Genomic DNA, 23,168 nt, shown 5'->3' on the forward strand with positions numbered 1-23,168 from the left:
CAAGGCGAATCACCCGATTCATTAAAAGCTTTCATCCGGTAATCATACGTGGTATAGGGCGATAGCCCTTCATCTGCGTAATATGTCGCATTGGGTGGCGTCTTGATTGTCACGACATAAGATGGATCATCTTTCTTGCGTCGTTCAATCACAAATCCTTCTTCATTGTTCGAGTTGTCTTGCCATGATAATCCGATCATTGTGGGGGAACCGGCTGTTACAAGAAATTGCGTCGGAACCGTCGGAGCGGGTGTGTAGATCGCAAAGTCCTCGTCGCTTGTGTCATAGACTGCTATGGATTCGGTTTTGGAGGTGAAATATGTCGTCTTGATCATAATTCTTGCAGTGGTGGTGTTGGGCATGTCGAACGGAATGGTCCATTTGCAGCTTCCAAGAATGCCGCTTGCGACAGGCTGGCTTATGTCATAATTCTTGCCTGAATCCGTCGAAAGAAACACCGCAAACGTCTGGTTGTAATAGCCATCCCACCTGATCTCATAGGTGTTTCCTTTCAACCAGACTTCTCCACCGTTAGGTTTGGTCAGGTACACTTCATCCGCAGCTTCTGCGGGAACGCTTGTAAAAAGCAGTGAAAAGACAAGGCAGGTGACAAGCAAAACAATGCGCCGGCGATGCTTTTTCATGATTACCACTCCTTTTCAGAGGCTATTCCGACACCTCCGCGGTGTCGGAATGCTTGAACCCCCTTGCCGCCTCAGGGCGCCGGATGGATGATGGTGACCATTCGGGCCACCGCATCCCATTCCACCTGGCATCCCAGGGCTTCCGCGATGAAACGCAGGGGCAGCATGGTCCGTCCTGGAGGCATGATCAGGGGCACCACGCTGGGGTTCATATCGTCTATGAACTGGTCCGTTCCGTTGACCCTTGCCTGGTTCTGGCCGATCCACAGTTCCACAAACCTCTGTCCCAGAGTGACGGTGGCTTTCCTCTGGACGCCTTCCCAGCCCACAGCCGCTCCCAGGGGTTCCGCCACATGCCGGATGGGCAAAAGCGTGCGCCCCTCCCGGATCACCGGCGGGGTATCCATGGTGCGCAGCTGGCCGTTGACATAGTATTCAACGCTGTCGATGTAGAGCTGGATTACGGTTGCGGTTCCTGGCGGCGTTTCCAGTGCCGGAACAGGTTCTGCCGGTGGAGGCTCCGGATCGGTGGCCGCCGAAGCCTGGTTGGAATACCCCGAGTCGCCCAGCCCGTTGTAGGCCCGCACCCGATACCCGTAGGTGGTGTCGAGGGCCAGGCCCGCATCCGTGTAGGACTGGGTGTCGGCCGGCACGGTGGCGATCCGGATGCCGTTCCGTTCAATGTGGAACCCCTGCTCGTCGGTCGCATTGTCCCGCCAGGTCAGACGTATTTCGGATTCGGATAGCGCTTCTGCCACCAAGCCGGAGGGGGCTGCCGGAGGCAGCAGAAAAGTGGCTTGAAGCCCGATTAGCGGCTCGATGCTGAAATCCGCATCACTGGCATCTTCGGCAAATTTTGGGATGCCGAGATAATCACGTCCGGAAATTCCCCAAATTCTGATCCGGGCATTGTTTGTCGGCATGTTGGGAACTATCCACTGGAAACTGCCGCCCTTGCCCTTGCCGATCTCACTCTGGTAGGATTTACCCGAATCCGTCGACAGAAAAAGGGTAAACTCCGTATCCGGAAACCCTTCCCAGGTAATCGTGTGCGGCAGGCCGACGATGAATTTCTCTCCTCCATTGGGTTTGGTCAGGGTTACGGTTGGAACGTCTCCCAAAGCCATGCTATGGTCATCATGGCCATTGGCATGGATTTCATATAAATCCAAGGTTCCTCCAGCGGAAATCGCCTTCCAGTGCTTGTCAGCGCCGATGCGGGTGGGTTCCTTCCTAAGCCTCCAGTTTCCGTCAGCCAAACGTCCGAACGCTCTGCCCCATCCCCAAAGGCTTCCATCCATTTGCAGGGCCAGGGTATGGAGCCCTCCGGCAGAGACCGCTTTCCAGTTCTTTTCCGTGCCTATCTGGGTGGGCGCGTTCCTTTGCTTCCATGTGCCGTCCCCCAGCTGTCCGGATCCGTTGTCTCCCCAGGCCCAGAGACTGCCGTTGCTCTTCACGGCCAACGTATGGCGCCCTCCGGCTTCGACTTCCTTCCAGTCATTCTCCGTGCCAATCCGTGTAGGCATTTGTCTGTATGCGTTCGTGCCATCGCCCAGCTGTCCATGATAATTGATTCCCCAGGCCCAGAGGCTGCCGTCGGTCTTCAAGGCTGTCGTGAAGAGATATCCGGCAGATACAGTCGTCCAGTCATTCGCCTTTCCGATTCGTGTCGGAACCGACCTGGTTGTTAGGGTTCCGTCACCCAGCTGACCGTGTAGATTCATTCCCCAAGCCCATAAACTTCCATCGGTCTTGATTGCCAGCGTATGGTACCCTCCCGCAGCAATCGCCTTCCAGTCGTTGGCTGCGCCGATACGATTCGGCATGTCTGTATGCTTTCTGGTACCGTCGCCCAACTGCCCGTATAGATTTTGCCCCCAGGCCCAGAGGCTTCCATCGTTTTTCAAAGCCACGGTGTGCTGCCGTCCGGCAGCAATCGATTTCCAATCTTTGGCCGTGCCAATGGGAGTCGGCAAATTCTTCGTGATTTTTGTTCCGTCGCCCAACTGTCCATACGCATTCCCCCCCCAGGCCCAGAGGCTGCCGTCACTTTTCAGCGCTACCGTATGGTATCCACCGGCCGAGACCGTTCGCCAGCCTTCGTCGTAATAAACCCGGGTCGGCGCATCCTTGTCCAGGGTCGTGCCATCACCCAGCTGGCCGGCCTCGTTGATCCCCCAGGCCCAGAGGGTGTTACCGGGTTCAGCTGCTGACACAGTGGCGACGGGCGCCGCCAGCGTCAGGAACAACAGCATCCCCATAAGGACAGCTAATGGTCTTCGGATGTGTTTGTTCGGGGTCGTACATCTCATTCGACTCATCTCCTTTTCAATTGTTGATCTGGAAGGCCCCTTGGCTTTTCGGCAAGGGAGGCTGGTCATGGGCGGGGTTGCAGACGTTCGTTCTGTTCATGGCGGTTTTGTTCATGGAGATTTTTGGCTCGAAAAACAAAGGCGCCGTTTTTTGACAAAGGATTGCCTTTTTCTTAATTATACCACAATAGCGGCTTTCGTTCATGTTTTTTCAGAACATGCGCGCTTGGGGACAGACCCCAAGTGCGCATGGCCGGGGGCGCCTGTACGGTTGGAAAATGGCTACCAGCGGGCATTACCGGGGGTTCATGCGCAGTTGGGGTCTGTCCCCAGCTGCGCATGTGCATCAGGTCCGGGACAGCTCGTCCCGCAGGGCCCTTTTGTTTGGGTATTGGAGCAGGAGCTTCTGCTTGGTTTCCTCCGCAAGCGCCTCTCCACCTGCCTTCTTCAGGTTCCGGAGGGTGGCACAGACCCGCTGGTAGGCCTTCCTGTCGGAGGCCCCTGCGGCTTCCCCCAGGACCTTCCGGTGGAAGAGCAGGAACACTTCCTCCTGGTGGTCCGGGAGCAGGTGGCTCCAGTAGTCCTCCACCAGCCAGGGCCTGGCCTGGATGTGCTCCAGAAGCCTCGCTTTTTCCCCTTCCTCCAGCAGGATGTCCCGGTAGGAGCCTTCCTTCCACCTTTCCCCCTCCAGCTCCCGGAGGATCCGGGGGTATTCCGCCTTCCAGGCCTCCGGCTCGTAGGTGGCCTTCAGCTCCCGGTAATGTTCCATGCTTCCGTCCAGGGCCAGTTCCCGGGCGGCGCTCCGCTCCTCCTCCAGCAGGCCACCCAGCTTGGCGGCCTGGTGCCGCAGGCGCCTCCACTGGTCCACCTGCCCCCGCCATTTCTGGTCCTGGCCCTCCCCTTCCCGGGCCAACCGGATGACCTCTGGATAATCTTTCTGCCCAATGGCCAGGGCGATGGCACGCTTGCGGAATTCGGGGAACAGGACGTTCTCTGCGAGGAATTCCTTGGCCTTCTCCCAGCCGTCGAATTCCTCCACCAGGCGGTAACGGAACAGTAGGAGGCTTTCCACTTCCCGGTTCTGCTCCCATTTGTCCCGGCTGTCCCGGTCCGGGCGATCCAGCCCCTGCAGCAGGACGTCCAGCCGGTCCTCCAGGACCTTGCGCAGGTCCGGACGGCCGGCCGCCAGGGGGGCGCAGAGCTCCAGGAACTCCAGGTTCCATCCCGCCCCCGTTCCGTAGCGGCTGCCCTTGGATTCCTCCAGCAGCCGGGTGAAAAGGGCCTCCTGCAGGGCAGGTTCCAGGACCGGGGGCGGTTCCTGTTCCTCCTCCATCCCGCCGACGGCCTCCCGGATGCAGTCCAAACACTCGTAGAGGGCGGTCTCCAGTTCCTCCTCCTGGCCCCCGTCCGGGTCCTCGCATTCCCGGAGCAGGTCGACCATCTCCCGGACCGCCAGGAGCGCCAGCTCCACCCCCTGGAGAATCTGGTTCCGGCGGAGGGCCTGGCGGGCCTTCGCAAGCACCAGATGGACCCCCTCCACGGCATCCTCCGTTTTTCCGTAGGGGATCTGGCCGTACCTGTCGGTGTTCTTCCGGATGTAGCTTTGGATCAGGGCCACGGCCTGGTCCCGCTCCTCCTTGGGATCCACCTCCTGGAAATCCCAACGGAGTCGTTTCCTGACCTCCGGCTGCTCCGCCGCCAGCTCTTCCAGGAACGCTGCAAGCTCCTCCTTGGTCCTGGCGGCCAGCAGGTCCCGGATGGCCGGGGGCTCCTTCCCCTTGGCCTTTTCCATCCCCTTGGGGGCCGGGCTGTGGCGGGCGGGTCCTTCCCGCAGATTCCGCAGGGCAAGGAAGACCGCCACCTGGTGCTTGCAGTATTCCCCCATTTCATAGGGGCAGTCGCAGGCGGTCTCCAGGATCTCCCCGTCCCCGTCCAGGTCCACCCAGACGGTGTAGAGGTCGGTGCCCTCCACCTCCGCCTCGTAGGAATTCTCCTCCATTTCCTCCAGGTCAAGGACGGCGCCGCTCGTGTAGTAGTCCCGCCCCCGTTCCAGGATCCTGGGGTCGATGTGCTTCTCGAAATCGTTCAGATGCATGACGTCTTCCTTTCCCTGCGCACTTGGGGTCTGACCCCAAGTGCGCAACAAGTGGGCATTGCCGTGATGCCTTTACAGTTGGAAACCGGCTCCCGGCGGGCATTCCCGGTGGCCGATGCGCAGTTGGGGTCTGTCCCCAAGTGCGCATGCCTATTCCACCCTAAACTGCCCCATCATGCCCGCATCTTCGTGTTCCAGGATGTGGCAATGGAACATGTAGACGCCCTCATGGGTGAAACGGATCAGGATTTCCACCTCCTCGCCCACGTCCACGTGGACCGTGTCCTTGTAGCCCAGCTCCTCCGGAGGCGGGAGCTTCCCGCTCCTGGAGAGCACCCTGAACTGGGTGCCGTGGACGTGGAAGGGATGGCCACCGGCCTGCATCATGCCGCCAAGGTTGCGGACGGTCCAGATCTCCTTCTCCCCCAACCGGACCTCCTCGTCCAGCCGGTCCATGTCGAAAAACCTCCCGTTGATGGTCCCCGACACCCCCATGCTCCTGAGCTCGAACATCCTGCGAGGGATGTCCTCCCCAGGCTCTGGAGGGGTCACGGGTCCCAGGGTCGCCAGCCGGTCCGGGACCGCCGGGGAACTTTCCAGCTCCCTTGCCACCCGGAATTCCAGGACCTTCCTGTTCCCACTGTCCAGGGAGAGGGTCCTTCCCCGGGCCTTGGAGAAGTCCAGGACTACCTCCGCCCTCTCCCCCGGGGAAAGGAACAGGGAGCTTCTGGACAAGGGGGCCTCCAGGAAGCCGCCGTCCGACGCGACCTGCACCAGAGGGCTTTTGTCGCTCATCCTGAACCTGAAGTTCTGGGAATTGGACGCGTTCAGAATCCGCAGGCGCAACCTCTCCCGGACCACCTCCAGATGGGGGGAGGCGGTGCCGTTTACCAGGAGGACTTGGCCGGCCGGAACCCCCATCATGGAGGTGCTGTAGAGAAGGTTCCCCTCCCGGTTGAAGTTCCTGTCCTGGACCACCAGGGGAATGTCGTCCACCCCGTACTCCCTGGGGAGCTCCAGGTTGTCCGAGACCCCGTCTTCGATGTAGATCAGGCCCGCCAGCCCGTAATAGACCTGCCAGGCGGTGTTGCCCGCCATATGGGGGTGGTACCAGAGGGTGGCTGCGGGCTGGTCCACCTGGAAGCGTGGGGTCCAGCTGTCCCCTTGCCGTATGACCTGATGGGGACCTCCGTCCTGGTCGCCGTCCACCACCAGTCCGTGCCAGTGGACCGTGGTGGGGAAGTCCAGGCCGTTCTCCACCCGGATCTCTACCTGCTCCCCCTGGCGCAGGCGCAGGACAGGTCCCAGATAGCTTCCGTTGTAGCCCAGGGTGTCCGCAGGGACCCCCGTAAAGAACTCCGTGATGCCCGGGGCCGCCTGCAGGACATATTCCGCCGCCTCCGGAGAGGGGTCCAGGTCCTCCAGGAGTGGGGGAATCCGCAAGGGGTTGCCCTCCCCGGGGGTCCTTGCGCACGCCGTGGCGGACGCCAGCAGCAGGGCCAGGGATAGCATAATCAGAGCCGCAAGTTTCCTGTTCATCCTTCCAACCTCCTTCCGGTGCCAGGCACTGTGAACGGTGTTCACAGTGCCTGGCACCGCTTCAGACAAAAGGCGGCGAACCTCCGTACTACGAACCCACCGCTGGACGCCCCAGCACGACTGCTCTCCCGATCTGCAGCGCGTCCATGAACATAAGGAGGTCCTGCTCGAAATTTTTGGTCCCATAACCGGCCTTCGGGAGATGCGGCACCACCAGGTCGAAGGAATGCAGGGAGTCCGCAATTCCGTGCAACAGGATCAGGGACGCTCCTTTCCAGTCTTCCCCAATCGACAACTTCCCTACCTCCATTTTACCGCATTTTACGGGAATGCACCATCCTTGCCGGCGCCCTTCGACCTTATTTCGGGTCTTCTCCTGTCTTGTGTGTGTTGCCGCCGTCCTTGGGCTTTGCCAGGTCGCAGCAGTTCAGCTTGGTACCCTGGCCGAACTGTTCCGCGTTGCTCTTGGCGATCCTGTCCAGGAAATCCTTCCACCGCTGTTTGATTCCTATCTTCATTGGTCTTCCTCCTTTTCGTGGCCGGTTTCTTCGTCCTCACCAAATTCGTCCGCACCCCTCCGCCCCCCACCCCGGGGGATGGGGCCCACCTTCATTATACCATAGTTATGTGATATGTCATATTTAGATTAGACTAAAAAAAAGGTGCCAGGCACTGTGAACGTCCGTTCACAGTGCCTGGCACCTGCCCTTCCCCCTTCTCATTCGAACGCTTCCCGGATCCCCAGGCTGTTGGCCCTGGTATCGATGAAGCCGTAGGTGTAGGCCCCCAGGAGCACCATCGCATCCTCCTCCAGCCCCCTGTCCAGGACCACCACCGGGATGTTCCGGTCGTTGGCTTTCCTCACCGTTACGACCAGCGTGTCGGGGTCTGTAGGGGCCACCAGCAGCCGGTCCACCCCCGCCTCAATCATCCGGTCCATGACCTCCAGCTGTTCTTGGCCGTCAAAGGGGAGTTCCGGCCCCTCCACCAGCAGCTCCACGCCCATCTCCGCCGCCTTGGCCCTGGCCGCGTACGCCATGGACACGCAGTGGGGGTCCGTCCGGGAGGCCAGCACCAGGCCCACCCGCTCCATCCGGGTCTCCTGCTGCCCCTGCATCCCCTGCATCCCCAGGGCGGCTCCCGCCACCAGCAGCAACCCTACCACCATTGCAACCCCTGCCACGACAATTTTCCTTCCCTCTCTCATCCCAAACGCCTCCTTTAATAGATTGCTTATTTTTTTATTAAACTTGCTATGATTTTATTAAAACACATCTGCGGGGGATTGTCAAGGCTGGGCCATCCAATTTTTATTAAATATCTTCTAAATTTTAAATTATTTTAAATATTCTTCTGGACAGGCACCTCCAAATCTTTTATGATGATTCCATGATCAACAGATAGAATCCGAACAAGCAAAGGAGTTTGCCCCATGACCATCAAAGAAATCGCGGAACAGACCGGTTTTTCCCTATCCACCGTCTCCCTGGTGCTGAACAACAAGCCTGGCGTCCGGGAGGAGACCCGGAACCGGATCGCCCGGCTGCTGGTGGAGAACGGTTACACCCTCCGGACAGAATCCCAGGGCCCTGAACAAAAAGGGGAGCTCACCCTGCTCCGCTACAAGGCCGTGGGCCACAAGCGGGAGCGGAACGAGGACTTCTTCGTGGGGCTCCTGAACGGGGCCGAGCCCAAGGCCCGGCAGCTGGGCTACAGCCTGGGGCTGGTTCAGGTGGACGACGGGGACCTGGTCCAGGTCCTGGAACGGCTGGAGGCCCAGGACCATGTGGCCGGGGTGCTTTTCCTGGGCACCGAATTCGACACCCGGCGCCATCCCCTCCTGGAAGGCTTCTCCAAACCCCTAGTCTGCCTGGACAACCGGTTCGAGAACCTTCCGGTGAACACCGTCTGCGCGGACAGCCTGGAGGGGATCCACCAGGCCCTCTCCCACCTGAAGGCCCTGGGCCACCGGGAAGTGGGCTACCTCCGGGGGTCGGTCCCCATCGGGGGCCTTGCCGACAGGCAGGCGGGCTTCTCCCGGGCCGTGGAGGACCTGGGACTCTCCCTTTGTCCGGAGCATGTGGTGGAGGTGGACCTCCTCTTCGACGCCGCCACGCAGCAGATGCTGGCCCATCTGGACAGGAAGCCCTCCCTCCCCACCGCCTTCTTCGCGGACAACGACATCATCGCCGCCGGTTGCCAGCGGGCCTTGCAGCAGCGGGGCTACCGGGTCCCGGAAGACGTGGCCCTGGTGGGCTTCGACGATGGGAGCATGAGCACCGTCCTTACCCCCGCCCTCACCACCATGCGCAGCGACAAGCCCCGCCTGGGGGAGATGGCCGTGGAGCGGCTGGTGGACATGGCAGAAAATGGGCGTCGGGATGTGGTCAAGAGCTTCCTGGGCGTCACTTTGGTGAAAAGGGGGACGACCTGATCGGCACAAGGGGACGGTTCTTCCGTACCAGCTTGTTTTCCCGGACCATCCGCGAACAGACAAAAGGGCATGGAAAAGGCCGCTCACCTGGAGCGGCCTTTTCCATGCAATGAACTAGACCTTTCGGACCTGTTTCAGTCCTACGACGACAAAAACCAAACCCATGACCGTGAAGGCCGGGTTCCTGCTTTCCCAACCCAGCAGGTATCCAAGCGCGTTGAACAGCAGAAACAGGAAACCGATGAGGGCCATCCCGTAGCCTTGGACCTTCCTATCCACACCAGTCCTCCCCCTTTGCGGCACTTTTTCCGGACCAACCGGACCAATGGGAGGAAACTGGTACATAAGAACCGTCCCCTCGTACCAGTTGGGCCTGGATGGCCTCCTGAAGCCGCCTGCTCCGCTCCGCGGGGGCGACCCCGGACGCCGTCATGGACCGGAGCAGGCTCCCCAAGTCCAGCCCCCCATCCGCATGGTGGAGGAGCTCCAGATGGCCCCGGGCGGTCAGCCGGACCCGGTCGCTGCGGGTGGGGTCGATCAGCCCCACCCGTCCCTGGCCGTCGGGCAGCCGGTAATAGCTGGCGGGGGAGGCGGGGTCCAGGAACCGGTCCTCCACGGGGACCAGGGACGGCACCCGCTCCAGGACGACGCTGTTGCTCAGGAAGCGGTCCCCGGGCCAGCCCGTTGCCTCCCCGACGGGGACCAGTTCGATGAACCGCACGTCCATCACATACTCCCGGGTCAGGTCCACGAAATCCTCGATCTCCTCCTCGTTCAAGCCCCCGATCAGGACCACGTTCAGCTTCACCGGCCCCAGGCCGGCCTTCCGTGCCTCCCGGATCCCCCGGAGCACGTTCACCAGGGAGCCGCCCCCGCTCATCTCCTGGTATTTGGCCGGATCCAGGGAGTCGATGCGGATGTCCACCCGGTCCAGCCCCGCCTCCGCCAGCTCCCTGGCCATGGGGGCCAGCAGCTGCCCGTTGGTGGTCAGGGCAATCTGCTCCAGGTCCGGAAGGGCGTCCAATGCCTTGACCAGTTCCACCACCCCGGACCGGACCAGTGGATCGCCGCCCGCAATCCTCACCTTTGCGACCCCCAGGTCCACGAAGGCCCGGACCAGCTCCTCCATCTCCTCCATCCCAAGGACGCCTTCGTCCTCCGGCTCCACGCTTTTTCCCCGGGGCATGCAGTATCCGCAACGCAGATTGCACCGGTCGGTGACGGAGACCCGCAGGGAGTCGATTTTCCTTCCATTTTCATCCAGCATCATACGCACCTTTGTCCTTCCCATCCTGCCGATTGTAAGAAACATTATACCACAACAGGACCGGCCAAAAAAGCCCCTTGTGGCACGGGCAAAAATCACGCGTGCCGCAAAGGGGCTTTTTACAGGAAATCCTCCCGCATGGGTGTGAAGATGTCCAGCAGGACGCCTGCCTCCAGGCATCTGCATCCGTGGACCACATCGTCCGTCTTCAGCATCGTGTCGCCTGCCCGGACGACTTTTCTTTCGCCTTCGATTTCGAATTCGAACGCGCCGCTGACGACATAGGTGATCTGGGTATGGGGATGGTGGTGGAGGCTGCCGATGGCACCCTCCGCAAACGTGTTTTCCACACACATCAGTTCCTTGGTGTAGGCCAGGACCCGCCGCACCACACCCTCGGCTGCCTCACAAGGTTCGGTTTCGCAATGGAACACCCATCTTTGGTCGATCATGGGTTCACCTCCTTTCGATGTTCCGGTTTGTGCATCATGCGTTTTTCGTCTTCCTTACCACGTTCCGCAGGAACAGCGGCCACAGGATGCTGCCCACGCCGATCAGCAGGAACAGCAGCGACAGCGGCCTCGTCAGGAAGACGGTGTAGTCCCCGCTGGCGTAGCTGATGCCCTTCCTGAAATAGGACTCCAGACTGCCGCTCAGGATGAACGCCAGCAGGAACGGACTTGTGGGGATGTGCGCCATGTGCATGACGATGCCCAGCACGGCGCAGGCGAGCATGGCATAGATGCTGTACATGTTGTTGCCGGTGCCGTAGGCGCCGATGAACGTGATGATCAAGATGACGCTGTACAGGTAACGGTAGGGTATCTTCAGGATCAGCGGAAACCACCGCTTGGCGAAAAGCTGGAAAACCAGCACCAGGATGCAGCACAGCATGATTCCCGCAAACACCAGGTAGGACACCTCCGGATTGGACGTGATCATCAGGGGGCCAGGCTGCAAGCCATGGATCATCAGGCCGGTCAGCAGCATGGCGGTGATGCTGTCCCCGGGGATCCCCAGGGCCATCATCGGGATGATCGCGCCGCCGATGGCGGCGTTGTTCGATGTCTCCGAGGCCCAGATGCCCCCGGGGTATCCGGTCCCGAACTTCTCGGAATGCTTGCTGCTGGATTTGGAATGGGCGTAGGCGATCAGATTGGAAACCCCCGACCCCATCCCCGGCAGGAAGCCGATCCACATGCCCAGGCTGAAGGAGCGCAGGATGGTTCCGATATGCTCCGTGATGTCCTTGAAGCCGATGCCCAAACCGCGGATCTCGGTCTTCTCCACCTTCGGAAGCGTCTGGGTCCCCTTGGCGTAGTTCGACGCCACCTGCTGGCAGGCGAACACACCCAGGGTGATGGCGATGACGCTGATGCCGCTGTTCAGGTTGAAGTTGCCGAAGGTGAACCGCGTGACGCCGGTCACCTGGTCCATGCCCACGGAACCCAGCAGAAGCCCCAGGGCCGTCGCCAGAAGGCATTTGTAGACGCTCCCTTTGGACAGGGCCGCCACAAGGGTCAGGGCACAGAAGCACAGGCTCGCATATTCCCACGGACCCAGCTTCAAGGCGAAATCCGCAATCACGGGGCTCAGGAACGTCGCGATCAGGATGGACCCGAAGGTCCCGACGAAGGAGGCCAGGATGCCGATCGTCAGCGCTTTGGAGGCTTCCCCCCTCTGCGTCATCGGAAATGCGTCGAAGGTCGTCGCGATGGAGGAGGAGCTTCCCGGAATGCCGATCAAGGTCGCTCCGATGAAGGAGCCGGAGACCCCTCCGATGTACATGGCCAACAACATGGCGAAGCTGGTTTCTATGGACATCCCGATGGTGATGGGCAGCAGCAGGGCGATGCCGATTGCGCCGCTCAGTCCCGGGATGGCTCCGAATACGGTGCCGATTACGATCACCGCCAGAATCAGCAGCAGATTCAACGGCTCCAACAATGTCAACAAACTTGCTATGTATAGACTCATCCCATTCCCCCTCTTAAAACATGCCCGCAGGCAATCCGACGCTGAATCCCTTTGCGAAAACGAAGTACAATGCGAACGTCACGGCCACAGAGATGACGGCCTTCTTGACCCGCGGAACCTTCTGCTCTCCGCTGAGCATGCCGATCAGGACGAACAGCATGAAGGGCGTGACCCACAGGAATCCCAGGACAACCAGTCCCATCGTATAGGCGGACAGCACCCCGAAGATGATCCCCAGGCGCTTCCATCCCTCCTTCGTCAGATAGGGCTTGTCTTCTTCCTTCTTCATTTCCGATTCAACGATCATACCGATGCCGCAAAGCGCCATCAGCGCCTCTGCCAGGTAAGGCATGAGGCGCGGCCCGGGCTCCGCAAGGTTCACCGGAATCCGGATGGCGGTGGTATGGTAGAAGAAGAAGACTGCGGTCAAAACGGCTCCGATCCCTACAATCTTGTCTCTTTTCAATCTTCCATCCTCCTGCAGGTTATTGTTGGGCGTTGTAGAGGCCGAGGTTCTTGCCCACTTCGATCATCGATGCGAGCTCCTCTTCATACATCCTCCTGGAGTCTTCAACGCCATGCCATCCGCCGACCTGTCCCATATCCGACATGCCGTCGATGAACGTACTTCCGGTTGCAGCGATTTCTTTCATGGACCCGTTGATCGCTTCGACCAGGGCATCGTCCATGCCTTTGGGGCCGATCACGTAATAGCTGGTCACCGCGGCGACGTCGTATCCCATTTCCTGGACCGTGCGGTAGTTTTCCGGCGCGTCCGGAAGGAAATCCACGATCTTGACCCCGTCCGCTCCGACGGTGCCCAGCACCTTCAGCTTGCCCGCCGCTTCATATTCCATGCCGTTGCTCAAGGAAATGGTGCCGATGTCGATGAAGCCGCCTGCAAGGTTGACCAGCCTGTCCGTTTCCTGGGACGCCTCCACATAGTTGAAGGTGATCCCGAATCCCTGCTCGATCTTGCCCATCAGGAACTTTACGGTGCCGCTGGGGGAGGACCCCACCTTGATGGTTCCGGGATTCTCTTTGGCGTAGGCGACCATTTCATCGATGGTGTCATAGGGCGCGTCCGAGCGGGCGGCGATGCAGCGCAGTCCGTTGTTGCCCACGGCGGCGATGACCGTAAGGTCCTCCACAGGATTGACCGGCGAGGAACCCGCCACGTATTCCGTCATGATTGCGGAGTGGGCAAGTCCGATGTTCCTGCCGTCCGGCTTCTGGTTGGCTACGTCCTGGAAGCAGGCGGTCGTCGAATCGAAGTTCTTGACGGAAAAATTCACATCGGCCACTTCCGACCACCCGGAAGTCAGGTATCTGGCGGTCATGTCGGAACCGCCCCCCGCCTTGCCCGGAACGGAGAAGTTGACCGCCCCCTCCGGCCAGACGACCTGTCCGGCTCCCGCTTCCGCTTGCGCGTTCCCTCCGCTTGCCGCCTGGGTCCCTTCCTCTTTCTTGCCGCAACCCGTGAACAATGCCGCCGCCGTACATAGTGCCATCAAAACAACCATCACCTTTTTCATCTCTTCAGTCTCCTTTTATCTTTGGATTTATAGTATACTTCATTGTCACACGGAATAAAACACCTGTTTTCCGTCCAGCAGCCGGTCTTTTTCCAGCTTTTCCACGTTCATCCTTTGGGGGTTGCCGCTGATGTCCGTCTGGCAATGGAACCTTCCCCGCCTCTCTTCCGGCTGGTGGAGCGTGTATTCGCCTACGGGTTTGCTGATCGGCTCGTGGTATTCGATCATTTCGTCTTCGCTGTAGAGGCAGCCGAAGATGGCGTTCAGATAGGTCCTGCCTCCGGAGGAGAATCGGACGTTGTTTGCACGGGCCATGTCCCGGATGCGGATCAGGTCGTCCATCCTCGTCATCCTGCCTACCGAGGGTTGCAGGTGGTCCACCCCCTTTTCGATGTAGGTTTCGTAGGCATAGGAGAGCCGCATGGATTCCCCGAAGGCGATGGGAACCGAAACGCCCATTTCCTTCAGCCTCTTGATCCCGTTCATGTCGTGGGCATGGATGGGTTCCTCCAGCCAGGCCAGCCGGTAGGGTTTCGCCAGTTCCGAGAACCGGAAGGCCGTCTCCACGTCCCATTTCTGGTTCGCGTCCACGGCGATGCCGATGCCGCCCCCCAGGGCGCTCCGGACCTTTCCAATCCTGTTCAGGTCCCGCTCCAGGTCGTCGCTTCCCACCTTGAATTTGACGGTGGTGTAGCCCTCCTCCACGTACCGGAGCATGTCCTCCACCAGTTCGTCGTCTTCCAGCAGGATCGACCCGCCTCCCTTGTAGGCGGCGGCCCAGTCCTTTTCGGCCCCCAGGAACCTGTGGAGCGGCTGTTCCGCCCTCTGGGCCAGGATGTCCAGCATCATCAGGTCCACCGTGCCCACATCCACGGCCTGTGCGCTTTGGAAACCGCTGTTCCTGACCTTCCAATAGAGGGAAGTCCTCCAATCGTTGTAGCTTTTCCTCTCCCCGCTCAAGATCATCGGAAGCATGTCCCTGACGAAGCTCCTCCCAACGGAGAGGTGGGCGCATGCCCCTTCCTCGTCATAAAGCTCGATGCATCCCTGTTCCGGCGCAAACTTGCCCAAACCGCCCGTCCCGTCCTTGAACAGCTTTGGCAGCGGGATTGGCTTGAAACTGTAGTACACCGCCTTTGTGAACCGGATCTTATCCTCAAAATCAAACGCAAACATCTTGACCTCCTGTAAACCTTCAGTGTTGACTGCTGGCTTGAGTATAGCCATTTTCCCCTTGGACATCAATGCGTATAATCGCCAAATATGGACGGCTTTTCTATGGATAACCTCCATTCGTTTCATTTTGAAGTCTTTTGATTTCACTTTCATTTCATTCGCGTCCGTTTTTGAAATGTTTCCATTGATGGATCCGGGATCCGATGCTATAATTGGTTAAAATGCTGCAAAGCATCCAATCGGGAGGTAAGAATGTCTGGAATCGCAGTGTTTGTCCCTGACCGGGAAATGCATCTTCACGTGGAAAACCACATCAAAGCTTCAGAGGAGAGCCGGATCGAATTGTTGAAACTCGTGCCCACGGAGGACGTCCTGGGGGAAGCCCAGACCGCCATCGACCAGGGGACGAACATCTTCATCGCCCGAGGACGGCATGCGGAAATCATCAGGAAGAACACCAACGCCCAAGTCATCGACATCGTCATGACCGCGCAGGAGCTGGGGCTGCTGGTCCAAAAAGCCAAGGGCCTCATCGACAGGCCACGCATCACCATCGGCCTTTTCGGCTGGGGAAACATGTTCTGCGACACGTCCCATTTCGACCAGCTGTTCGGCGTCACGCTGCAACGGTACACCCTGGACATCGACGGGGAGTGGCGCAACATGATCCTGGATGCGGCAGGCGACCAGCTGGATGTGATCATCGGAAGCAAGTCCGTCATCGATTGCGCCAATCAGATCGACATTCCCGGAATCCGCCTTTCCGGTACAGGGGAGTCCCTGGACATCGCCCTCAAAGCGGGGGAGGCACTGTACCGGAGGATGGAAATGGAAAAGCACAACCATGCGCAGTTTTCGACGGTCTTGGACAGCTCCTCCAACGGCATCCTCAAATTGAGCCCCAACGGCAAGATATTGATCATGAACCGGATCATGGAGGACATCCTCGGCCAGAAATCCGATGCGCTTGTGGGCATGCCCGTCGACCGGTTTTTCACGGAGATCCGCGCGGACAAGGTAGCCGCGGTCCTGGAAGGCACGATCGACAACTACTCCCTGCTTTTGACCTACAAGGGGCAGGAGCTGGTGCTGATCGTCGAGCCCATCGTCGTCGACGGCAACATTTCGGGCGCGATCATGACCTTCAACCGGCTGCACCGCCGCAAGGCAACCGACCGGTCGGTTAGGGACAAGCACTTCACCAACGGCCATGTGGCCCAAGCGACCTTCGACGTGATCAGCAAGAACATGAAGGGACTGCAGAAGGTCATCGAACTGGCGCAGCTGTACGCCTTTTCCTCCAGCCCCATGCTGGTCGAAGCGTTGTCCGGTCCCGAACTGGAAACCATCACCCAGGGCATCCACAACTACGGCATGCGAAAAAACGGGCCTTTCCTCGCGGTCAACATGGCCGGCATGACCGAGGACCAGCAGTTCAAGTCGCTGTTCGGGAATCCCCAGACCAAGGACCCGGGAGCCCTCCTGAGTGCGGACGACGGGACCTTGGTCATCCAGAGCATCGACAAGCTCAGCCTGCCCCTCCAGTACAACCTGATCAAGGCGATCCGCTCCAAAAGGATTTCACCGGACAACACGCCTTCCAGCGCCAAAATGTTCGACACCCGGATCATCGCCTGCACTTCGAAGAACCTTGGGGAACTGCGCAAGAACTTCCTGTTCCGCTCCGACCTGTACTTCACCCTGAACTCCCTGCGCCTGCGCATCCCCAATCTGAAGGACCGGCCGGAGGACGTGGAGCATCTCCTGGACACGTATTTCAGGCAGTACATGAAGCAGTATTCCAGATACCACGTCCTGTCGGCGGGAGCCAGGAAGGTCCTTCTGGAATATCCCTGGGAGGGGAACAGCATCCAGCTGCAGTCCTTCTGCGAGCGGATGGTCCTGACCGCCCAGCGCCGGACGCTCACAGACGACTATGTCCTTTCCCTGCTGGAGGAGCTCTACGAATCCAGCTTCACCCTCTACGGAAGCCCTGCGGGGAGCCCGGAAGGCGGCGGCGCAGGGGCGGCGGCCTCCGACCCCCTCCAGGAGCTGATCCACAGGACGCTGAAGAAGAACGGCGGGAACAGGAAGCTGACCGCCCAAGAGCTGGGGATGAGCACCACCACCCTGTGGCGGAAGATGAAGAAATACGGGATGTGACGGACCGCGGGGACGGTTCTTCCGGGCCAGAAATGGTAGGGAAGAACCGTCCCCGCGGCCCGTTTTTGTGGTATAATATCCCTATAGGCAACCCTTCGTTTTGCTTGAAAAGGAGGTAGATCGCATGCGTACGAGGAAACCAATCCAGAAGGCGGCCGCCTTGGCCCTTGCAACCCTGCTGCTCCTGGCCGTGGGGGCTTCTTCCGTCTCTTCCAGGGACGGGAGCGAGTCCATCCTGGTCCACCGGAACCTGATCCAGCTGTTCGTGGACGGGCAGAAGGTGGCAGTGGACAACTTCCTGTACAACGGCACCACCTATGTGCCCATCCGGGTGGTTAGCGAGATGCTGGGCCAGGTGGTGGGCTACAACATCTATGACCAGACGGCGTCCATCACCAAGCCCTCCTTCGACGTGGAGGACCTGGGGGCCCTGCTGCCCACCCGGCTGGGGACCAGCTGGAACTACAACGGATTCGCCGAGTACGGGCACACCATGATGCTTGCCAGCATCCTGGACACCGTGGACGCAAGGACCTACGGCATCACCGGCACGGTCCATGACCCCAGCGGCGGGGAATCCGGACGGGACCTGTCCCTGGAGATGCGCTACGTCATCCAAGGGAACGCCCTGGTCCAGGAGAAATCCGAGTCGTCCATGCTGGATTCCAAGTTCGACCGGCTGACCCTGATCCAGACCCCGCTGGTGGCCGGCACCTACTGGAACGACCCCGTGGTGGACAAGGAAGGCAATTCCACGGTGCTCCAATCCTACATCAAGCGGGTGGAGGTCCTGGGGGACGGCCGCAGGCAGTTCACGGTCCGCTACGACGACAGGGGCAGCGCCTACTACGAGGAGCGGAAGCTCGTCGAGGGCTTGGGGCTCTACTCCTTCGAGAAGCTTCTGGAACTTGCGGACATGTCCTTCCCCGTGGGCTACTACCTCTACAATCCCCAGGACCAGAAGGAAGTGGAGCTCGTCCTCTACTTCCCCGACAGCCAAGGCATGAAGGTCCATCCGGAGACCAGGAAGGTCACCAGCGACGGATTGAACTTCAACACGGAGCGGATGGCCTTCTGGGCCCTCACCGAGGGTTCCGTGTCCCCCGAGACCTACAAGCCCATTCCTGAGGGCACCCAGCTGCTGGGACTCACCGTCGTGGACGGCCTCTGCACGCTGGACCTCTCCCAGGAATTCATCGACAACCACGGGGGCGGCAGCGCCGGGGAGCTCATGACCCTCTATTCCATCGTCAACACCCTGACCGAATTCCCCCACATCCAAAGCGTCCAGTTCCTGGTGGAAGGCCGCAGCGACGCAACCCTGGGCAACATCCTGCTGGACGAGCCCCTGGAACGCAGCCAGGACATCATCGGGGAATGAAGACGGGGACGTTCCCCCTTGAACACCTCCAAAGCGGGCCACAGGCATCCCCCTTCACTTGCGGACGAGCGTCCTAAATCGTTCAGGGGGATGCCTGTGGCCGGCAAACCAAAGCGCAAAGGGGGAGCCTTTCCTCTCATGGAAACAAGAAGGTGCCAGGCACCGTGAACGGACGTTCACGGTGCCTGGCACCTTCTCATGCCCTACTTCCCCTGGAGACAGCCGAAGACCCGCACCGCCGCAGCCACGTCCTCCTCCATGGACAGCCGGGCGTACTTGTCCACCTCGTTCTTGTCCTTTTTCCCGTGGGAGAGGGAGGCGGGGCCGCAGATGCAGCCCCCCTTGCAGGCCATGCCCTCCAGGAAATCGTAGGGGAGCCGGCCCATTTTCCCCAGGGTGAGCATCTTCCCGCATTCCTCCAGGCCGTCGCAGGCGTAGGCGGCCAGCTCCCGGCCGGGCTCCAGGGTGGCGGCCACGTGGAGGACGGCCTCGGTGACGCCCCCGCTCCGGGCGAAGATCCGGCCGTAGTAGGAGGCGTTGTCCAGGAGGCCCTCGCCGCATTCCTCCACCCGGATGTCCAGGGCGTCCAGCAGGGCCTGGAGCTCCTCGAAGGTGATCACATGGTCCACCGCGTCCCCCAGGGATTCCTGGGCCGCCTCGGCCTTCTTGGCGGTGCAGGGTCCGATGAAGACCACCCGGGCCTGGGGGTCCGTGGACTTGACCAGCCGCGCCGTGGCCACCATGGGGGAGGCCACCGTGGAGATCCGGTCGGCCAGCTCCGGGAATTCCTTGCGGATATGGTCCACGAAGGCGGGGCAGCAGGAGGTGGTGACGAAGTCCTTGTGCGCAAGCTCCGAAAGCACCCCCCGGGTCTCCTCCCAGGCCACGATGTCCGCCCCCAGGGCCGCCTCCACCACGCTGTGGAATCCCAGCCGGCCGATCCCCTCCACCACCTGCCCGATCTTGGCGTAGGTGAACTGGCTGGAGATGGCGGGGGCGATGACGGCGTACATCCGGGGATACCCCCCGGGGGCCGCCCGCCGCTTCCCAAGCTCCAGGGCCACCTCCAGGATCTGGGACTTGTCCATGATGGCCCCGAAGGGGCACTGGTAGACGCAGGCCCCGCACTGGACGCACTTCTCCTCCAGGATGGAGGCCTTCTTGGTCTCCCCGTCGATGCGGATGGCCCCGGCCTTGCAGGCCCGCATGCAGGGCCGCTGGTTCTCCCCGATGGCCCCGTAGGGGCAGGCTTCAGCGCACTTCCCGCACTCCCGGCACAGCCCCGGGTCGATGACCGCCTTCTTGTCGATGATCCGGATGGCCCCGAAGGGGCAGGCGGCCAGGCACTTGTGGGCCAGGCAGCCCCGGCAGGCGTCGGTGACCTTGTACCGGTCCACGGGACAGTCGTCGCAGGCGATGTCGATGACCTGGATGTTGTTCTTCCGGTCCCCGTCCCCTCCCAGGGCCAGCTTCACCCGCTCGTTGACGATGGCCCGCTCCTTGTAGATGCAGCAGCGGGTCTCGGCCTCAGGTCCCTGGATGATCCGCTCCGGGATCGAGGGCAGGTCCCTCTCCAGGGTGCCCTGGAAGGCGGACCGGGCCACCTCCTTCAGGACCTTGTGTTTCAGCAGCTGCACGTTGTTCTCGAATACCCTCATTTGAACACCTCTTTTTCCATTTCCATTTCAATGGGGTTGCGGATCCGGGGACTGCGGATGGAAGCCCTACAGGTAGGAGACCTCCACCTTTTTCCCCAGGGCCTGGAGTTCCCGGACGATCTCCCTGATGATCCGCAGCTTGATGTGCAGGTCGATGGGCAGGTCCGGGCTCTGGTGGGCGGGGTTCACCGCCCTCCCCACCCACATCCTCAGGTGGGTGCACTCCTCCAGCAGCATGTGGGCCAGCAGGGTGGAGCCGTTCCACTCCCGGGCCAGGATGTCCTCCCCGTCCCGAAAGCGCGCCTCCCGGCAGAGCCGGATGAGCTCCAGGGTCTTCTGGAGGGTCAGGACCCCCTCGGTGACCAGGTCGAAGCCCTCCAGCCGGGCGAAGGGGGGCACCTCCGGGGTCATGGAATCCAGCTGGACGTCCAGGGTCCTCCCCAGGGCCCGGGACACGATGTTGGCGGAGGTGCCTCCGCAGATGACCTTCCGCCCCTTGGCCGCAAGCAGCTCCCGGACCAACTCCGGATCCCGGTCCGGGTCCCTGGGGGGGCCGGTGAACAGGTTCACCGTCTCCTTGTCCCGGACTTTCAGGGTGAGTATGGTGGTGTCGTCCCCCGGCTGGTCGCCGTACAAGTTGTTGCAGACGCCGAGGAAATCGGTGGCGATGCTGTCGGCGGTCTTTTTCACCCGGTTCAGCTCCAGAAGGTAGAGGTTGATCTCCTCCCAGGTCCAGCCCAGGTTCAGCAGGGCCCCCACCCCCGCGTGGACCGCCCCGTCGCTGACCACGCTGACCATGTCCCCCCGCTTGAGCTTGAAGCGGCTCTCATGGATGGTCTTCCCGTGGACCAGCTTCTCCGTCTTCTCCAGGGGGAGGATGAAGCCGTCCCGGTAGACCAGGACCGGCGGGTTGTCGTATTCCACGATGTAGGTCTGCAGGTCCCGGTCCACCTGGAGTATGGTGAAGGTGGAGTAGGCCAGCTTCCGGACCTGGCATTCGGGGAGGGTGTTCATGATGGTGTCCACCGTCTCCTCGATGTCGGCCCCCTCCCGGAGCATGGTCACGGCGATCTTGGAGGTGAGTGTGGCCAGGATGTTGGCCTTCACCCCGCTGCCCAGGCCGTCGCTGAGCACGGCGATGATCCGGTCCCCCCGGTCGATGACCTCCACATGGTCCCCGCAGAGCTCCTCCCCCTTCTTGTTGATGCTCCGGGTTGCGATGTCAACGAAGGTTTCCATGGCCGCCCTCCCCTCCCCGGACCAGCTTCTGGAGCTTGGTCAGGGCCACCTTGGTCTCGGCGGTGGTCTCCCCCAGGAGGCTGGCGATCTCCTGGGCCACCCGCATCTGCTTGTCGATGACCTTCTGGGCGGTCTCCAGGGTGTTCTCCTGGAGGATCCCCATTTTTACGGACCGCTCCTCCTCCTGGGTGGTGTCGGCCATGATCAGGATGTGGATCCCCTGCTGGTGGAGGTGGACGCTGGTCTGCTGCACCGCCACCCCGAACTTGCGGTAGAAGACCTTCCGCCGCCGCAGGATGTCCTCCTCCTCCAGCCACTCCCCGATGTGCCGGCCCTTGGCCAGGAGCACGTCCGTGTGGAAGGTCCGGGCGGCGATGGGGTTCAGGTCCAGGATCCTGCCGCTGTTGTCCAGGATGAAGACCATGTTGGGGGTGAACTCGAAGAGCATGTTGCTGACCCGCTCCGCCTTGCTGCGCATGTTGGGGACGCACATCTCCGGATGGGACATCCCCTCGGCCACGGACCGGGCCTTGTCCCGGCAGGTGTCGTAGCCGCAGGCCCCGCAGTTCAGCTCGTCCCGGGGGGAGAACTTGCCCATCTGCTCCAGGGCTCCGGCCAGGTCCTCTTCGGAAAACCGCCTCCGGAAAAAGGGTTTCGGCAGGAAGTTCCTTTCCAGCGCCCCCGGGGGGATGGCCGGGATCCCTCCGGCCAGGGCCGTTTTCTTCCCGGCCGTCTCATCGGCCGCTTCCATCCGTTGGGTTCCTTCCACCGCCAGGGCCAGGCGCATCTTGTTGGCGGCGGTCCGGGGGCAGTCCGGGTTCCCCGCAGGGCCTCCCACGCAGCCGTCGACGCAGGCGTTGGCCTCCACCACCCGGAGCACCTTGCCCCACCCGTCGGGGTCCTCCCCCCGCTCCAGGTCCAGGGTCTCGAAGAGCTCCTTGCACTGGTCCAGGCCGGAAACCCGGATGGGCATCCAGGTCGTCCCTTGGGGGGGCGCCAGTCCGGAGAGGATCCCCATCTCCCCGGGAAAGCGCCTGCCCGCCGCCCCGGCGGTCCTACGCCGGGCACCGTCGGCAACCGGCTCCAGCCCCCCCAGCCAGCCGTGGATCTCCTCGAAGGTCAGGACCCCGTCCAGGACCCCGTTCTCCTTGTAGTACTGGGCCTCGCTTTTTTTGGAGACGCAGGGGCCGATGAACACCACCCGCACCTCCCGGCCCAGCTCCTCCTTGATCTGGAGGGCATGGGCCACCATGGGGGAGACCACCGGGAAAAGGGTGCCGATGTGCTGGGGATGGTACTTCTCCACGTACAGGTTCACCGTGGGGCAGCAGGAGGTGACCAGCACGCCCCCCTCCCGGCCGTCCAACAGCCTCTGGTACTCCCCGAGGACCCGCTCCGCCCCCGCGGCGGTCTCCTGGACCGTCTCGAAACCGGCCGCCAGGAGCTGGCCGACGAAGCGGTCCGGATCCGGGTAGCTGGCCAGGTGGGAGGGCGCCACCGAGGCCGCCACCCGTTCCCCCCGCTCCAGCCATCCCCGGACCTCCTCCAGGTCGGAAACGATGTTCCTGGCGTTCTGGGGACAGACGATCAGGCACTGCCCGCAGGCCACGCAGCGCTCCACGTCGATGGTGGCCTGGTCGTCCACCACCTTGATGGCCTTCACGGCGCAGTGGCGCACGCATTTGTAGCAGTTGCGGCAATCCGCCGCGGAAAAATCCATCAAACGCAGTCTCGTGTTCATGCGCCCG

Annotated in this window: 19 protein-coding genes and 1 pseudogene; 3 read left to right on the forward strand and 17 right to left on the reverse strand. The window is 61.3% G+C overall.

Going from position 1 to position 23,168, the window contains the following annotated elements; genetic code table 11:
* Positions 1 to 2 precede the first annotated feature (2 nt).
* The 7 genes and pseudogenes from GXN74_RS14910 to GXN74_RS08640 all read right to left on the reverse strand — a co-directional run.
* Positions 3 to 644, reverse strand: a pseudogene (locus GXN74_RS14910) (fibronectin type III domain-containing protein); the annotation flags it as partial.
* A gap of 71 nt (positions 645 to 715) precedes the next feature.
* On the reverse strand, positions 716 to 2,956 hold the full coding sequence (locus GXN74_RS08615; RefSeq protein ID WP_162370527.1) for an RCC1 domain-containing protein: 2,241 nt from the start codon (positions 2,954 to 2,956) through the stop codon (positions 716 to 718).
* A gap of 346 nt (positions 2,957 to 3,302) precedes the next feature.
* Entirely contained in the window at positions 3,303 to 5,051 is a 1,749-nt protein-coding gene (locus tag GXN74_RS14740) for an SWIM zinc finger family protein (RefSeq protein WP_162370528.1), read from the reverse strand.
* Between the two features lie 150 nt (positions 5,052 to 5,201).
* Positions 5,202 to 6,590: a multicopper oxidase family protein gene (locus GXN74_RS08625; RefSeq protein WP_162370529.1), complete on the reverse strand. Its 1,389-nt coding sequence runs from the start codon at positions 6,588 to 6,590 to the stop codon at positions 5,202 to 5,204.
* 88 nt (positions 6,591 to 6,678) lie between these two features.
* The gene (locus tag GXN74_RS08630; RefSeq protein ID WP_162370530.1) at positions 6,679 to 6,885 is read right to left on the reverse strand and encodes an alpha/beta fold hydrolase; all 207 of its coding nucleotides are present in this window, start codon (positions 6,883 to 6,885) and stop codon (positions 6,679 to 6,681) included.
* 64 nt (positions 6,886 to 6,949) lie between these two features.
* Positions 6,950 to 7,108: an LDCC motif putative metal-binding protein gene (locus GXN74_RS08635; RefSeq protein WP_162370531.1), complete on the reverse strand. Its 159-nt coding sequence runs from the start codon at positions 7,106 to 7,108 to the stop codon at positions 6,950 to 6,952.
* Between the two features lie 200 nt (positions 7,109 to 7,308).
* Complete coding sequence (locus tag GXN74_RS08640; protein ID WP_162370532.1) at positions 7,309 to 7,797, reverse strand: substrate-binding domain-containing protein; 489 nt, start codon at positions 7,795 to 7,797, stop codon at positions 7,309 to 7,311.
* A 225-nt stretch (positions 7,798 to 8,022) separates the two neighbouring features.
* Between GXN74_RS08640 and GXN74_RS08645 the strand changes: the two genes are divergently transcribed.
* Complete coding sequence (locus tag GXN74_RS08645) at positions 8,023 to 9,024, forward strand: LacI family DNA-binding transcriptional regulator (RefSeq protein ID WP_162370533.1); 1,002 nt, start codon at positions 8,023 to 8,025, stop codon at positions 9,022 to 9,024.
* A 114-nt stretch (positions 9,025 to 9,138) separates the two neighbouring features.
* Here the strand turns inward: GXN74_RS08645 and GXN74_RS08650 are convergent, their stop codons facing one another.
* The 7 genes from GXN74_RS08650 to GXN74_RS08680 all read right to left on the reverse strand — a co-directional run bounded on the left by GXN74_RS08650 (position 9,139) and on the right by GXN74_RS08680 (position 14,979).
* Complete coding sequence (locus GXN74_RS08650; RefSeq protein ID WP_162370534.1) at positions 9,139 to 9,303, reverse strand: hypothetical protein; 165 nt, start codon at positions 9,301 to 9,303, stop codon at positions 9,139 to 9,141.
* The gene (locus GXN74_RS08655) at positions 9,296 to 10,294 is read right to left on the reverse strand and encodes a GTP 3',8-cyclase MoaA (protein ID WP_246208646.1); all 999 of its coding nucleotides are present in this window, start codon (positions 10,292 to 10,294) and stop codon (positions 9,296 to 9,298) included. The genes GXN74_RS08650 and GXN74_RS08655 overlap by 8 nt, the downstream gene beginning before the upstream one ends.
* 116 nt (positions 10,295 to 10,410) lie before the next feature.
* On the reverse strand, positions 10,411 to 10,743 hold the full coding sequence (locus GXN74_RS08660; RefSeq protein ID WP_162370536.1) for a cupin domain-containing protein: 333 nt from the start codon (positions 10,741 to 10,743) through the stop codon (positions 10,411 to 10,413).
* Between the two features lie 34 nt (positions 10,744 to 10,777).
* Positions 10,778 to 12,268, reverse strand: a complete 1,491-nt coding sequence (locus GXN74_RS08665) for a tripartite tricarboxylate transporter permease (protein ID WP_162370537.1) — start codon at positions 12,266 to 12,268, stop codon at positions 10,778 to 10,780.
* A gap of 13 nt (positions 12,269 to 12,281) precedes the next feature.
* A complete protein-coding gene (locus tag GXN74_RS08670; protein WP_162370538.1) occupies positions 12,282 to 12,734 on the reverse strand; it encodes a tripartite tricarboxylate transporter TctB family protein in 453 nt (150 codons plus the stop codon).
* 19 nt (positions 12,735 to 12,753) lie between these two features.
* A complete protein-coding gene (locus tag GXN74_RS08675; protein WP_162370539.1) occupies positions 12,754 to 13,803 on the reverse strand; it encodes a tripartite tricarboxylate transporter substrate-binding protein in 1,050 nt (349 codons plus the stop codon).
* Between the two features lie 45 nt (positions 13,804 to 13,848).
* Positions 13,849 to 14,979: an enolase C-terminal domain-like protein gene (locus GXN74_RS08680; protein WP_162370540.1), complete on the reverse strand. Its 1,131-nt coding sequence runs from the start codon at positions 14,977 to 14,979 to the stop codon at positions 13,849 to 13,851.
* A gap of 252 nt (positions 14,980 to 15,231) precedes the next feature.
* Between GXN74_RS08680 and GXN74_RS08685 the strand changes: the two genes are divergently transcribed.
* Together GXN74_RS08685 and GXN74_RS08690 are read left to right on the forward strand one after the other, a co-directional pair.
* On the forward strand, positions 15,232 to 17,142 hold the full coding sequence (locus GXN74_RS08685) for a PrpR N-terminal domain-containing protein (RefSeq protein ID WP_162370541.1): 1,911 nt from the start codon (positions 15,232 to 15,234) through the stop codon (positions 17,140 to 17,142).
* Positions 17,143 to 17,266: 124 nt separating this feature from the next.
* A complete protein-coding gene (locus tag GXN74_RS08690; RefSeq protein WP_162370542.1) occupies positions 17,267 to 18,523 on the forward strand; it encodes a GerMN domain-containing protein in 1,257 nt (418 codons plus the stop codon).
* A 203-nt stretch (positions 18,524 to 18,726) separates the two neighbouring features.
* On the opposite strand, the gene GXN74_RS08695 is transcribed toward GXN74_RS08690, so the two are convergent.
* From GXN74_RS08695 to GXN74_RS08705, 3 genes are all read right to left on the reverse strand, one after another.
* The gene (locus tag GXN74_RS08695; RefSeq protein WP_162370543.1) at positions 18,727 to 20,181 is read right to left on the reverse strand and encodes a 4Fe-4S dicluster domain-containing protein; all 1,455 of its coding nucleotides are present in this window, start codon (positions 20,179 to 20,181) and stop codon (positions 18,727 to 18,729) included.
* A gap of 66 nt (positions 20,182 to 20,247) precedes the next feature.
* Positions 20,248 to 21,420, reverse strand: a complete 1,173-nt coding sequence (locus GXN74_RS08700) for a SpoIIE family protein phosphatase (protein WP_162370544.1) — start codon at positions 21,418 to 21,420, stop codon at positions 20,248 to 20,250.
* Complete coding sequence (locus GXN74_RS08705; RefSeq protein ID WP_162370545.1) at positions 21,404 to 23,161, reverse strand: [Fe-Fe] hydrogenase large subunit C-terminal domain-containing protein; 1,758 nt, start codon at positions 23,159 to 23,161, stop codon at positions 21,404 to 21,406. Before GXN74_RS08705 ends, GXN74_RS08700 begins: the two co-directional genes overlap by 17 nt.
* Positions 23,162 to 23,168: the final 7 nt, after the last annotated feature.

Source organism: Anaerotalea alkaliphila (assembly GCF_010179735.1).
GTDB classification, from domain to species: domain Bacteria; phylum Bacillota; class Clostridia; order Lachnospirales; family Vallitaleaceae; genus Anaerotalea; species Anaerotalea alkaliphila.